General features: G+C 71.7%; 15 protein-coding genes and 6 tRNA genes. 12 read left to right on the top strand and 9 right to left on the bottom strand.

Annotated features, from left to right (window positions below; translation table 11 throughout):
* Window positions 1-412, top strand: a 412-nt coding sequence (locus ACTWQJ_RS34060; RefSeq protein ID WP_443310335.1) for a TrmH family RNA methyltransferase, incomplete at its 5' end; no start/stop codon positions are given.
* A 33-nt stretch (window positions 413-445) separates the two neighbouring features.
* Here ACTWQJ_RS34060 and ACTWQJ_RS34055 read toward each other — a convergent pair.
* Window positions 446-1906, bottom strand: coding sequence for a protein kinase domain-containing protein (locus ACTWQJ_RS34055; protein WP_443310336.1), 1461 nt, complete (start codon window positions 1904-1906; stop codon window positions 446-448).
* A gap of 196 nt (window positions 1907-2102) precedes the next feature.
* Between ACTWQJ_RS34055 and ACTWQJ_RS34050 the strand changes: the two genes are divergently transcribed.
* From ACTWQJ_RS34050 to ACTWQJ_RS34035, 4 genes are all read left to right on the top strand, one after another.
* Window positions 2103-2378 carry a hypothetical protein gene (locus ACTWQJ_RS34050; RefSeq protein WP_385511459.1) on the top strand — a complete coding sequence of 92 codons (276 nt, stop codon included), beginning with the start codon at window positions 2103-2105 and terminating at the stop codon, window positions 2376-2378.
* Window positions 2379-2576: 198 nt separating this feature from the next.
* A complete protein-coding gene (locus tag ACTWQJ_RS34045) occupies window positions 2577-2783 on the top strand; it encodes a hypothetical protein (RefSeq protein ID WP_129796873.1) in 207 nt (68 codons plus the stop codon).
* A 301-nt stretch (window positions 2784-3084) separates the two neighbouring features.
* Window positions 3085-4023: a phosphotransferase family protein gene (locus ACTWQJ_RS34040; protein WP_443310334.1), complete on the top strand. Its 939-nt coding sequence runs from the start codon at window positions 3085-3087 to the stop codon at window positions 4021-4023.
* An 80-nt stretch (window positions 4024-4103) separates the two neighbouring features.
* Complete coding sequence (locus ACTWQJ_RS34035) at window positions 4104-4391, top strand: TFIIB-type zinc ribbon-containing protein (protein ID WP_385261528.1); 288 nt, start codon at window positions 4104-4106, stop codon at window positions 4389-4391.
* Window positions 4392-4457: 66 nt separating this feature from the next.
* On the opposite strand, the gene ACTWQJ_RS34030 is transcribed toward ACTWQJ_RS34035, so the two are convergent.
* The 5 genes from ACTWQJ_RS34030 to ACTWQJ_RS34010 form a co-directional block, all read right to left on the bottom strand.
* A tRNA-Val gene (locus ACTWQJ_RS34030) sits at window positions 4458-4529 on the bottom strand.
* 53 nt (window positions 4530-4582) lie between these two features.
* A tRNA-Val gene (locus ACTWQJ_RS34025) sits at window positions 4583-4654 on the bottom strand.
* A 35-nt stretch (window positions 4655-4689) separates the two neighbouring features.
* A tRNA-Val gene (locus ACTWQJ_RS34020) sits at window positions 4690-4761 on the bottom strand.
* A 1-nt stretch (window position 4762) separates the two neighbouring features.
* Window positions 4763-4836, bottom strand: a tRNA-Cys gene (locus tag ACTWQJ_RS34015).
* Between the two features lie 38 nt (window positions 4837-4874).
* Window positions 4875-4947, bottom strand: a tRNA-Gly gene (locus ACTWQJ_RS34010).
* A gap of 178 nt (window positions 4948-5125) precedes the next feature.
* Here ACTWQJ_RS34010 and ACTWQJ_RS34005 point away from each other — a divergent pair.
* Genes ACTWQJ_RS34005 through ACTWQJ_RS33995 form a run of 3 tightly spaced genes read left to right on the top strand, consistent with a single transcriptional unit; the run spans window position 5126 to window position 7952 of the window.
* Complete coding sequence (locus ACTWQJ_RS34005) at window positions 5126-6253, top strand: chorismate-binding protein (protein WP_443310333.1); 1128 nt, start codon at window positions 5126-5128, stop codon at window positions 6251-6253.
* Window positions 6250-7071 (top strand): aminotransferase class IV, encoded by an 822-nt coding sequence (locus ACTWQJ_RS34000; protein WP_443310332.1) that lies wholly within the window; start codon window positions 6250-6252, stop codon window positions 7069-7071. The genes ACTWQJ_RS34005 and ACTWQJ_RS34000 overlap by 4 nt, the downstream gene beginning before the upstream one ends.
* A gap of 59 nt (window positions 7072-7130) precedes the next feature.
* On the top strand, window positions 7131-7952 hold the full coding sequence (locus tag ACTWQJ_RS33995; RefSeq protein ID WP_443310331.1) for a GNAT family N-acetyltransferase: 822 nt from the start codon (window positions 7131-7133) through the stop codon (window positions 7950-7952).
* A 15-nt stretch (window positions 7953-7967) separates the two neighbouring features.
* On the opposite strand, the gene ACTWQJ_RS33990 is transcribed toward ACTWQJ_RS33995, so the two are convergent.
* Window positions 7968-8486, bottom strand: coding sequence for a DsbA family protein (locus tag ACTWQJ_RS33990; RefSeq protein WP_443310330.1), 519 nt, complete (start codon window positions 8484-8486; stop codon window positions 7968-7970).
* A 226-nt stretch (window positions 8487-8712) separates the two neighbouring features.
* On the opposite strand from ACTWQJ_RS33990, the gene ACTWQJ_RS33985 reads away from it, so the two are divergent.
* The gene (locus ACTWQJ_RS33985; RefSeq protein ID WP_443310329.1) at window positions 8713-9153 is read left to right on the top strand and encodes a hypothetical protein; all 441 of its coding nucleotides are present in this window, start codon (window positions 8713-8715) and stop codon (window positions 9151-9153) included.
* Between the two features lie 163 nt (window positions 9154-9316).
* Window positions 9317-9469, top strand: a complete 153-nt coding sequence (locus tag ACTWQJ_RS33980; protein ID WP_020138043.1) for a hypothetical protein — start codon at window positions 9317-9319, stop codon at window positions 9467-9469.
* 108 nt (window positions 9470-9577) lie between these two features.
* On the opposite strand, the gene ACTWQJ_RS33975 is transcribed toward ACTWQJ_RS33980, so the two are convergent.
* Entirely contained in the window at window positions 9578-10138 is a 561-nt protein-coding gene (locus ACTWQJ_RS33975) for a CGNR zinc finger domain-containing protein (RefSeq protein WP_129796866.1), read from the bottom strand.
* 291 nt (window positions 10139-10429) lie between these two features.
* On the bottom strand, window positions 10430-10843 hold the full coding sequence (locus tag ACTWQJ_RS33970) for an SsgA family sporulation/cell division regulator (RefSeq protein ID WP_004002642.1): 414 nt from the start codon (window positions 10841-10843) through the stop codon (window positions 10430-10432).
* A 191-nt stretch (window positions 10844-11034) separates the two neighbouring features.
* On the opposite strand from ACTWQJ_RS33970, the gene ACTWQJ_RS33965 reads away from it, so the two are divergent.
* Both ACTWQJ_RS33965 and ACTWQJ_RS33960 read left to right on the top strand, forming a co-directional pair.
* Window positions 11035-11487 carry a TIGR02611 family protein gene (locus tag ACTWQJ_RS33965; RefSeq protein ID WP_443310328.1) on the top strand — a complete coding sequence of 151 codons (453 nt, stop codon included), beginning with the start codon at window positions 11035-11037 and terminating at the stop codon, window positions 11485-11487.
* A gap of 308 nt (window positions 11488-11795) precedes the next feature.
* Window positions 11796-11870: transfer RNA gene (locus ACTWQJ_RS33960), tRNA-Val, on the top strand.
* Window positions 11871-12019 lie beyond the last annotated feature (149 nt).

Genomic DNA, 12019 nt, shown 5'->3' with positions numbered 1-12019 from the left:
CTTCCGCTCGTCCTCCGCCCTCGGCATGGCTGCGGGCCTGCTCTCCCCGGACTGCGCGGACCCCCTCTACCGTCGCAGCGTCAAGGTCTCGATGGGCGCGGTCTTCTCCGTGCCGTACGCCCGCCTGGAGACCTGGCCCAAGGGCCTGGAGTCGGTCCGCGAGGCCGGTTTCACGCTCCTCGCCCTCACCCCCGACGAGAAGGCGAGAAGCCTCGACGAGGCGGCTCCGCACCGGATGGACCGGGTCGCGCTGATGCTCGGCGCCGAGGGCGACGGCCTGTCGACCCAGGCCCTGGTCGCCGCCGACGAATGGGTCCGCATCCCGATGTCCCACGGCGTCGACTCCCTCAACGTGGGCGCGGCGGCCGCGGTCGCCTTCTACGCGGTGGCGACCGGCCGGCCCCAGGCGTAGCCCTACTCGGGCCGACGCCCCCAGACGTAGGCCCTACTCGGGCGCGGACTGCTCGATCGTCGACTCGAACCGCTCGGACATCAACGCGTCCTCGTCCAGCGGCCGGTGGTCCGGCTGGACGCGCTCCTGCCGCTCGCGTTCGCCGCCCGGCTTGCCGCCGAGCCCCCGGGCCGGCCCCTGGCAGCCCTGCACCACGCCGATGCCGAGCGCAACGAGCAGCGTCACGACGACGAACACGAACAGCCGCTGACGCAGCAGCCGCGGATTGGCCGGCCGCCGCCCGGCGCCGGTGTTCCGGGGCCCCGGACGCCCTGCGGTACCGCGCGGCACGGGCCGGTTCCCGCCGCCGGACCGGGTCGTACTGCGGGAAGCAGGCGTGTTCCTCGACGCCGGCGTGGGCCCCGCCCCGGACCGCGCCGACGACGCACCCCCGCCCCGCGAGGCCGCGTTGCCGGCCCGCGGCGGGGTGCCGCGCGCGGGAGCTCCGCCCCGCACCGGTGCGGAACCGCGGGGCGCGCCCGGACCCCGGGTCGTGGAAATCCCGGGCGCGCCCGGCTGCCCCGGCGGACGGCGCAGCGGGCGGTCGGGGTAGGTGTCGGCAAGCCGGCCGGTGGGCCGGTCCGCCTCACCGGAGCGCGGCGCGGGCGGCCGTCCGGCCAGAAGGCCCTGCGCCTCACGAGCCGCGATCTCCTTCAGCCGCAGCGACAGTTCGAGCGTGCTGGGCCGCTCCTCGGGGTCCTTCGCCAGACAGGCCCGTACGAGCGGGGCCAGCGCGTCGGGAACGCCGTGCAGTTGGGGCTCCTCGTGGACCACGCGGTACAGCATCACCTCGGAACTGCCGTGCCCGAAGGGCGAGTCGCCGGTCGATGCGTAGGCGAGCGTGGCGCCCAGCGAGAACACGTCCGTGGCCGGAGTGACCGCCGCGCCGCGGACCTGCTCGGGGGCGAGGAAACCGGGCGAGCCCACGGCCGTGCCGACGTGCGTGAGCGTGGAGGCCCCCGTCGCCCAGGCGATACCGAAGTCGATGATCCGCGGGCCCTTGGGGGAGAGCAGGATGTTGGAGGGCTTCAGGTCGCGATGCACCACGCCGGCCTCGTGCACGGCGACGAGCCCCTCCGAAAGAGCGGCCCCGACAGCGGCGACGTCCGCCGCGCGCAGCGGCCCCTCGTCGGCGACCTTGTCGTGCAGGGAGGGCCCCGGTACGTACTGCGTGGCGAACCACGGCCGGTCCGCCTCCAGGTCCGCCGCCACCAGCCGCGCCGTGCACCCGCCCCGGATCCGCCGGGCGGCGGAGACCTCGCGCGCGAACCGCGACCGGAACTCCTGATCCTCCGCCAGGTCCGGCCGGATCACCTTCAGTGCGACCCGCTGCCCCTTCTTGTCGGAGCCCAGGTAGACAACGCCCATCCCGCCCGCGCCGAGCCGTCTGTGCAGCCTGAACGAGCCGACGACGCGCGGGTCCTCGCGCCTCAGGCGCATCATCGCCATTTTCATCCCCGCTGCCCGGTCCGTGTGACGTGGCACAGCTTACGTTTCCGTGGCCGTGTGCGCGCAGAGGCCGCGCCCTCTCGGCCCGATGGATTGTCAGTGCCGGGTGGGAGACTTGAGGGGTGGTCAGGGAGCGTGCGGGCAGGGCGTATTCGTTCTCCTCCCGCATCCAACCACCCGTCGTAGAAGGGGGATTGGACCCGTGAAGGGTGACCGAGTCGAGATAGTCGTGGACGCCGGGGACACGACACGTACGTACGAGGTGGTGGCGAGCAGGGCGGGCCGCCGGGTGGAGACGGCGGTACGCCGAGGCGTCGTGGAAGTGAGCGAAGTCACCCGAAGCGGGACTGTCGTCCGTACGGCTCGTTTCATGGCGAACCGGGTCCTGGCCCTGGTCGAGCAGCCGGTACCCCGCGAGGACAGCTCGGAAAAGCCCGGACACATCGGACGTCCCCTCCGGGAAGACCCGGAGACCTAGGACCGCGTCTCCACCCAGGGGAGTACTCCCCAGGTGACCGCTCATCCTCCGGGAGGCCCGCCAATCGGTACGAGGGCATGACGCCCCGCACCCGCCGCGCCCCTAGATTTGAGGTCAAGCGGCGGGTGCAGCACTCGTCCCCCGAGGTCAGACACCCGCCGCTGCCAACGACAACTGAGAACGGTCAGGAGAGGGACCATGGCCTTCACGGCACCGCGGACGGCGATCCGCACGCAGGGACGCAAGGCGTACGCCGCGTTCCGCCCCCGCCGTACGGGCCGCCGCCACCCCCTGGTGGCAACGGCAATGGCCCTTCCCCTGGCGGTCCTGCTCCTCGTCGTCTTCGACGGCTGGGAGACAGTGGCCACACAGGCGTCGTCCGTGGGCGTGATGCTGGGGCGCTGAGCGGCGACCCCAGGCCCGGAAGAGCGGTCCGGGCGGGGACATCCACCCATAACCCCGTGGGGACGGGGGTGCGGCGGACGGCAAAATGCCGGCGCAGCTGGGGAGCTGCGCCGGCATTGCTTTGCGCCCAGAGCAATGGGGGAGGGCGGGCGCTGGGGGTCCCCCTCTGGGGGAGGCACCCCCTCAGCGCCGGGCTGCGCGAACCACCCACCCCCAGCCCCAACACCCCGCACCCGGAAGCGCCGCCGAACTCCACGGACGTACCCTCACTCGAAGCGCTCCACCCCACCGAGGGAGACCCGTGACAACACCGCTGCTCTCCGAGCTGACCGCCAAGGTCAGACACGCAGCCCACCCGCACGCCGACACCTGTCCCTGCGGAGCCACCCTCACCCTCGCCGACCGCCCCGACGCCACAGTCGTCCGGCACGCCGACACCGTCGCCAAAGCCCACGCCCCGGACATGACCAGGGCCGACCTGGCCCCTCGCCTCACCGTCGCCGCTCACCTCCCCGGCATCATCCTGCCCCCGCTCAGCCCGACGTCAGTCACCCTGCACGGCCGCCTCGTCACCTTCTGGCCGTACGGCACCCCCGTCGACCCCGACGCCCCGGACGAGGCCCCCTGGGAGGCTGCCGCCACCCTCCTCGCCCGCCTCCACCGCACTCCATCCCCCGTACCCCTCCCACCCATGCGCGGCCCGGCCAAGGCGGCCCGCGCGATCGCCCGCCTCCGCTCTGCCGCCCGCCCGCACCGCGCGGCACCCCCGGTCCTGCGCGCCTGGGCAGCCCTCCCCGCCTGGGCCCGCGCCGAGGCCCCCCTGCCGGACACCAGCACCCTCTGCCACGGCGACCTCCACCTCGGCCAGCTCGTCCGCCACCCCGCCCCCGCCGGGCCCTGGCTGCTGATCGACATCGACGACCTCGGTGTGGGCCCCGCGGCCTGGGACCTGGCCCGCCCGGCCGCCTGGTACGCCTGCGGGCTGCTCACGCCCGACGAGTGGACCCGCTTCCTGACCGCCTACCGTGCGGCCGACGGCCCCGCCGTCCCGACGGCCGGCGACCCCTGGCCCGCCCTGGACGTCCCCGCCCGCGCGCTCACCGTGCAGACCGCCGCCCTCGCCATCGCCAAGGCCGTCGCGGCGGACCGCTCCTTGGACGAGGTGGAACAGTCCCTCGTCGACGCCTGTGCCCGAATGGCTTCCCTCCCCGCCCAGTTGCCCCGGAACTTCGCGAAGTAGGGTGCAACCGACCGCAGCCGGACAGAGTCTGTTCTGGCGATACGCGAAGCAGGACCGAACGGCGAGGAGTTGAGCCGAGCATGCAGTGTCCGAAGTGTCACGCGCCGATGCACACGTACAACCGCAACGGCGTCCAGATAGAGCAGTGCGCCAACTGCCGCGGGATCTTCCTGGACTACGGCGAGCTGGAGGCCCTGACCCGTCTCGAGTCCCAGTGGTCCCAGCCGGGCCCGCCGCCTCCGCCCGCCGCGCAGTCCTACCCTGCTCCGCCCGCCCCCGCCTGGGGTGCCCCGCACGGCGGCCACCACGGGGGCCACCACGACAGCCGCCGCCACAAGAGCTTCGGTCGCATGCTGTTCTCCAGCTGAGCCCGACAGTACGTGCTCACGACGGAACCCCCGGCCGTACGAGACGGCCGGGGGTTCCGGGGCGTGTGGACGATACTGGGATTGAACCAGTGACCTCTTCCGTGTCAGGGAAGCGCTCTCCCGCTGAGCTAATCGTCCTCGGGACCATGATCACTCCACGTCACTCCGAGGAGCCGATCACGGGCACTGCGTGCGCGATACTGGGATTGAACCAGTGACCTCTTCCGTGTCAGGGAAGCGCTCTCCCGCTGAGCTAATCGCGCGGGGATCCTTGCGGATCGAGGTCCTTGCGGACCAGTGGACGATACTGGGATTGAACCAGTGACCTCTTCCGTGTCAGGGAAGCGCTCTCCCGCTGAGCTAATCGTCCTTGGAGGTGGAGACGGGATTTGAACCCGTGTAGACGGCTTTGCAGGCCGTTGCCTCGCCTCTCGGCCACTCCACCAGGAGTGTAGGGGACCGGGAGGATCCCCACTTCCTTCGAGCGGACGACGAGGCTCGAACTCGCGACCTCAACCTTGGCAAGGTTGCGCTCTACCAACTGAGCTACGTCCGCCTGTCGTTTCGGTCGGCTTGCGCGTCCCGGCGACGTGTTGAACTCTAGCGGATTCCGGGGCCAGTACAAAAACGCGTTTGTGCAGCGTGCTGCCCTGCACCTGGTCACGGACGTGGTCCGACCACCGGGAAGGACACGCCCGGGCCGCCTGCGGGACACCCGCCATAGACTCGGCAACGTGCTCGACCTCCCTCCTCTCGCCCGCTTCGGCGACCGCGTCGCCACCGGCCTCCTCGATGTCACCAGCGACCCCTCGGCCCTGGACTCCGCCGGTTTCTGGGCCGTCGTCGCGGACTTCGAGGGCCGTCTGACCTGCGCGCGTTTCGCGGACGTACGAGAGGAGCCGGTACCCGCCCCGGTGCCGGGGCGGTGGCGAGGGCCGGCCGTCGGTGACTGGACATCGTCACTCGACCGCGCCGCGTACATGGCGGGCGTGCGCCGCATCCGTGAGCACATCGCGGCCGGCGAGGTCTACCAGGCGAACCTCTGCCGGGTGCTCTCCGCGCCGGTCGCACCGGACGCCGACGTGGACGCCCTCACCGCACTGCTGGCCCGCGGCAACCCGGCACCGTACGCAGGAACGATCCGGCTGCCCGAGCACGGCGTCGAGACGGCCACCGCGTCCCCGGAGCTCTTCCTGCGCCGCGCCGGCCGCACCGTCGAGTCCGGGCCGATCAAGGGCACCGGGCGCACCGAGGCGGACCTCCTGGCGAAGGACTACGCCGAGAACGTGATGATCGTGGACCTGGTCCGCAACGACATCGGGCGCGTCTGCGCCACCGGCACCGTGACCGTCCCCGACCTGTGCGCCGTGGAGAAGCACCCGGGACTGGTGCACCTCGTCTCCACCGTCCGCGGCGAGCTGCGTGCCGACGCGGGCTGGCCGGAACTGTTCGACGCCGCCTTCCCGCCCGGCTCGGTCACCGGTGCCCCCAAGTCGAGCGCCCTGCGGATCATCGACGCGCTGGAGACGGCACCCCGGGGGCCGTACTGCGGCGGCATCGGCTGGGTGGACGCCGACCGGGGAGTGGGCGAGCTGGCCGTCGGCATCCGCACCTTCTGGATCGACCGGGCGGAGGGCGTGCTGCGCTTCGGCACGGGCGCGGGTATCACCTGGGGGTCGGACCCCGAGGGGGAGTGGCGGGAGACCGAACTGAAGGCGGCCAGGCTGCTCGCGGTAGCGTCGGGGGCGTACGAGGTGAGTGGAGAGGGACTGACGACGTGCTGTGCCGGCCCGGGGGACACCCCCTGGACCTCCGGCCGGTCCGACGCCCCCGGTACCGACTTGCGAGGAAGCGACCAGTGAAGCTTTGGCTCGACGGCGGGCTGCAGGACATCACATCCGCCCGCGTCTCCGTCTTCGACCACGGGCTGACCGTGGGCGACGGCATCTTCGAGACCGTGAAGGCGGTCGACGGCAGGCCGTTCGCGCTCACCCGGCACCTCGACCGGCTGACCCGCTCGGCCCGCGGCCTCGGCCTGCCCGACCCGGACCTCGACGAGGTCCGCCGCGGCTGCGCCGCCGTCCTCGAGGCCAACCCCATGCCGCTCGGCCGGCTGCGCATCACGTACACCGGCGGCCACGGCCCGCTCGGCTCCGACCGCGGCGAGCACGGCCCGACCCTGGTCGTCGCCCTCGGCGAGACCCAGCGCCGACCCGATTCCACCGCCGTGATCACGGTCCCCTGGACCCGCAACGAGCGCGGCGCGCTCACCGGCCTGAAGACGACCTCGTACGCCGAGAACGTCGTCGCCCTGGCCCGCGCCCACCAACAGGGCGCGTCGGAGGCGCTGTTCGCCAACACGGTCGGACAGCTCTGCGAGGGCACCGGCTCCAACGTCTTCGTCGTCCTCGACGGCGAGATCCACACCCCGCCCCTCGCCTCCGGCTGCCTCGCCGGGATCACGCGCGCGTTGACCGTCGAGTGGACCGGCGCCAAGGAGACGGACCTCCCGTTGGACGTCCTGGAGCGGGCGGAGGAGGTCTTCCTGACCTCCACGCTGCGCGACATCCAGACCGTCCATCGCGTCGACGAGCGGGAACTGCCGGGCGCCCCGGGCCCGGTGACCGCCAAGGCCATGCGAGTCTTCGACGAGCGGTCCGGGGACGACCTCGATCCTTGACAGCAGATGCCGCGGAAATTCGGCTGACCCGGATCGCCGCGGCGGGTAGAACACCCCTGATGACCACCACCCTGCGGCCGATCGAGCCGCTTCAGCGCGCGGCCGACGGGGCGCTGTCCCGCCACTACCACGTGTGCGTGAACGGCCGCCCCGTCGGCGCGATACACCTCGCGACACACGCTCTCTTCGGGCCCGCGGTCGCCCAGATCCGCGACCTGCGCATCGAGGAGGCGGACCGCAGACGCGGCCGGGGCACCGTGGCCGCGCTGGCCGCCGAGGAGGTGGCGCGCGGCTGGGGCTGCAGCCGGATCGAGATCACGGTGCCCGCCGACGCCGCCGCGCTGCGGTTCGTCACAGCGCTCGGCTACGTCGAACGCAACCGCGGCATGGAGAAAGCCCTCGGCGCCATGGCGCCCGAACTGCCCGCGGGCAGCCGGGGCAGGCCCATGACGCCCGCGGAGTACGGGCCGTGGCTCGCCTACAACAAGGCCCACTACGCGCAGAGCTGGATCGACCGCGGGGTGGCCGAGGACGAGGCGCGGACCAAGGCGGAACGGGACCACGCCCATCTGCTCCCGCACGGCGTCGCGACCGAGAACATGCTGCTCAGTGTCCTGGAGCACGAGGGCACCAGGGTCGGCACCCTGTGGCTCGCACTGACCGAGGACATGGCGTACGTCTACGACGTCGAGGCCGACGAGCGCTTCCGGGGCCGGGGTCACGGCCGCTCACTGATGCTGCTGGCCGAGAGGCAGGCGGTGGACGCCGGGAAGGAAGTCCTGCGCCTCAACGTCTTCGCGGGCAACACTCCGGCCGAGCGGCTCTACGAGTCACTGGGCTACGTGCCGGTGAGGTACTCCCTGTACAAGAACCTGCTCTGAGCCCCGCCTCGGGGTTCAACCCTGCTCGGCCAGCAGCCGGTCCGCGATCTCCTCGATGCGCTCGCGCAACCCCTCCTGGCTCTTGCCGCCGTCGAGACGCTCCCCGCCGATGACATACGTCGGGGTGCCGGTCACGCCGATCGCCTTGCCCTCGGCCTGGTCCGCGTCCACGATCAGGATGTGCCGGCCGTCGACGAGGGCGGTGTCGAACTCCTCCGCGTCCAGGCCGAGTTCACCGGCCACCTCGACCAGGAAGGGTTCCCCCCTACGGTCCAGCTCCTCCACCCGAGCCAGCACGGCCTCGACATACGGCCACCCCTGCCCCTGCTCCGCGGCCTCCTCGGCGGCCTGCGCGGCGGCGAAGGCATGCTTGTGCTTCTCCAGCGGGAAGTGCCGCAGCCGCAGCTCGAGCCGGTCGCCGTAGCGGGCGCGCAGGGCGCGGATGTCGTCCAGGGCGCTACGGCAGTCCGGGCACTGGAGTTCGCACCAGATGTCGAGGACGGGCGCGGGGCGGGTCGGGGAGGAGTCGTTCATGAACCCCAGTCTCCCAGCCGCGGCTCGACCGACCCAACCGGGACCTCGGACTGACCGGGCCGCGGTCGCCGGAGTGCGTGCGGCCATATGTCCGAACCGGCACCTGCGGAGGAGCTGACCCGGAGATGTCCCTGATGTCCGGTCGGAGCATGGCCTGCGAGGGCGCGGGGGTGCAGGATGGAAGGAGCGAAGCGCCCCGCCCGACCGAGCCCGCATGGAGGACCGGATGATTGCCGAGACCGTCTGTTCCGCCGTTGCCGCGGCCGGCCTGGGCATCGCGGCGGTGACGGCGTACCGCAAGCGCTTCCTCACGGCCGCCCGTATCGCCGCCTACTCACTCGTCCCCCTCGGTCTGGTGATGACCGGGGTCGTTCAGTGGGCCGCCGACACCGCGTTCAGCCCCACGGCCTGGGCCGGCTTCGGCGTGCTCGGCGGCGCCTGGCTGCTGTTCGTCGGCACACGCGCGGTGGAGCGGCGCCGGGGCGGCACCCGCAAGGAGCGCAAGGCAGCCACGGCGGCCCAGCCCGACGCCCTGGCCCCGCAGGCCTCCGCACCTTCGCTGGGTCCGGCCTCCCGCGCGACCGCCAGGCCCCAGCCCAAGCCCCGGGCCGATTCCGCGGACGATTTCAGCGACATCGAGGCCATCCTGAAGAAGCACGGCATATGACGTCGGCCCGATGACTGAAACGAAGCAGAGATCGCGTGCGGTCGTAAGCCGTCCGGCCTGAGACACCGATCGTGCACAAGATCATGGAATTCGGCGAACTCCCGTACCTTCCGAGCGTGTTGATCGCGTCGGGGGTGTCTGCTGCGCCATCATCGCCCGCGAGATGCTGGACACGACACAGAGCGACGCCGCGCCGCCTCAGGACGAGCCGCGCGGGTGCCTTTTCGCCCTTTCCCAGCCACCGCTGATGATCTTCCTTGCGGTGATCGGGTGTCTGCTGCTCATGGCTGCGCTGCACGATCTGCTGCTGCTCTGAGCCGTACGCGCGGTCCCCGGCGCCACCCGCCGGGCACCGCGTCGGCACCGGTGTCCCGCTTCCGCCGACCGCCGACCGCCGCCCGGCCCCCCGTCCCGCCGGGCGTCGTCAGCCCGTCGCCTCCTTGCGCCGAGCCCGGTACGCCGCCACATGCAGGCGGTTCCCGCAGGTGCGGCTGTCGCAGTAGCGGCGCGAACGGTTGCGGGAGAGATCGACGAAGGCGCGCCGGCAGTCGGGAGCCTCGCAGCGCCGCAGCCGCTCCTGTTCCCCGGCGACCACGAAGAAGGCGAGCGCCATGCCGCAGTCGGCCGCGAGGTGATCGGCCACGGAGGCGCCGGGCGCGAAGTAGTGCACGTGCCAGTCGTAGCCGTCGTGGTCCGTGAGCCGGGGCGTGGTGCCGGCGGCGGCGACCAGATCGTTGATCATTCCGGCCGCGGTCCGGGCGTCCGCCGCCGCGAAGATCCCGGCGAACCGGCTCCGGATCTTGCGGACTGCCGAAAGGTCGAACTCCGAGAGCACCCCGACGTCGCTGATCTCGTGCTTTCGTACAAAATCCGCGAGAGCCGCGACATCCGGCAGCCCGTCCGGCGTCGTGTCGTCCTCCGGCGCGGTGTTCACCAGATCGACCACGGTGTCGAGCGCGCACCGGGTGTCGTGGGTGATCAGCACGTTTCGCTCCCTGGCCTGGGGGTCGGGCGGGCGCCCGCCGATGCTGGCCGATGGTAGTGGCTCGCGGAACGGCGCCCCACTGCCTGCGCCCCGCACCAGCCTGCGCCTGCCGGTAGAACGCCGGACGGCGGCAGCGCGGTTCCCGGAAGGCGGGGCGGGGGCGAAACACGCGTACCGGCGCCGCCCCCCGGAGGTTCACGGTGGCGGCGTCGGTGTGTGCCGTATGCGGTTGTCCTGGCCCGAGCCGTCTCCCCGAGTTGGACGGCGCCGGGCAGCTCTGTGAGGCCTCGCCTAGCTTTCCGCCAGAATGTGCGAGAGCTCCTGATCGAGATCGAAGTGCCGGTGCTCGGTGCCGGGTGGCACGGCGGCGTCGGTCCGCTTCAGGAACGACTCCAGGGCCCGCGCCGGGGCCTCGAGCAACGCCTCCCCCTCCGGGGAGCTCAGGGCGATGCACACGACGCCCTGACCGTGACTGCGCGACGGCCAGACGCGGACGTCGCCGGTGCCGGTGGGCCGGTGAAGCCCTTCGGCGAGGAGGTCGCGGGCGAACACCCACTCGACGGTTTCCTCGGCTCCGGTGTGGAAGGTGGCGTGCACGGCGTAGGGGTCGGCCGTGTCGTACCGCAGGCCTGCGGGGACAGGCAGGGAGGACTCGCTCGACACAACGAGGCGCAGGTGCAGCTCGCAGCTGACCGTGGTGTTCATAAGCGCCAGGGCCTTTCGCTCAGTGTGCGCTCGGGGATTCGCACGTCGGCGAAATCGACATGCCACCTACGGTGCCGTTGTAAACCCCTCTGAGTGTTTTGCGTGTCTTTACGTAACTCTTCCGGCCGAGAACCCGTTCGTCGGGTGCGTCCATTCCGGTGATCGGATTCGGTCCGGTAGGGTTTGGCCGTATGAACACGGGGAGTAGCGAGCCTGGCGAGGCAGCCGTGGCGGCGGACGAGACGAAGCGGGACGAGGTGCAGCGCGAGCGGGGGCTCGGCTCGAGAGCACCGGAATTCATCAAGGGGCGCCGACTGCTCCACGTGAGCTGGCAGGTCGGCGTCTTCCTCGTGGGCCTGGCGGTCGTGGTCGGCGGCATCATCCTGCTGCCACTGCCCGGACCGGGCTGGGTGATCATCTTCGGCGGCATGGCGATCTGGGCGACCGAGTTCGTCTGGGCCCAGCTGGTCCTGCGCTGGACCAAGCGCAAGGTCACCGAGGCGGCTCAGCGCGCCCTCGATCCCAGGGTGCGGCGGCGCAACATCATCCTGACGACGATCGGCTGCGTGATCATCGGTGTCCTCGCCGGTGTCTACCTCTGGAAGTTCGGCCTCATGATGCCGTGGAAGATCGAGAACCAGTGATCCGCTGCTCCGTGGAAGGGCGCAGGTAGGGCCTGTCCGGCGGATCAGGTTGCAGGAAAGCGACGGTTCCTCGGCAGTGCCGGTGAGCGGGGTCTGGTGCGTGCAGCTGCAAGGCGGAGGAGGGAGTCGACGCGGAGCGATGGGGGTGCCCCCGCGCGAGCTCGGTTCGAGTGTGGGGGAGAGTGACGACAACGCGGCAGATGTGCGTGCCAGACCCCCCGTCTGCGGCATGATCGGCCGGACAGGTCCTAGCGGCCGACGCCGGTCACAGGCACCGCCTGACATGGGGTAATGTACTTCCTGCGCCCGGGCGATTAGCTCAGTGGGAGAGCGCTTCGTTCACACCGAAGAGGTCACTGGTTCGAACCCAGTATCGCCCACCATCCGAAGGCGGCGGCCCACCTGCGAGAGTGCAGGTGGGCCGCCGTTGTTCGCGCCGGCGAGCGTCGGCGGCGACGTCCGCTCCCCGAGCCCGGCAGCGATCATCGAGCCCGGCGGTGGTCATCGTCCGCGGGCTGCACCTCACCACGCC

Source organism: Streptomyces sp. KR55, from assembly GCF_052245645.1.
Classification (GTDB): Bacteria; Actinomycetota; Actinomycetes; order Streptomycetales; family Streptomycetaceae; genus Streptomyces; species Streptomyces flavusporus.
Note: the sequence above shows the minus strand (reverse complement) of the source record. Positions and strands in the feature narration are given on the sequence as shown.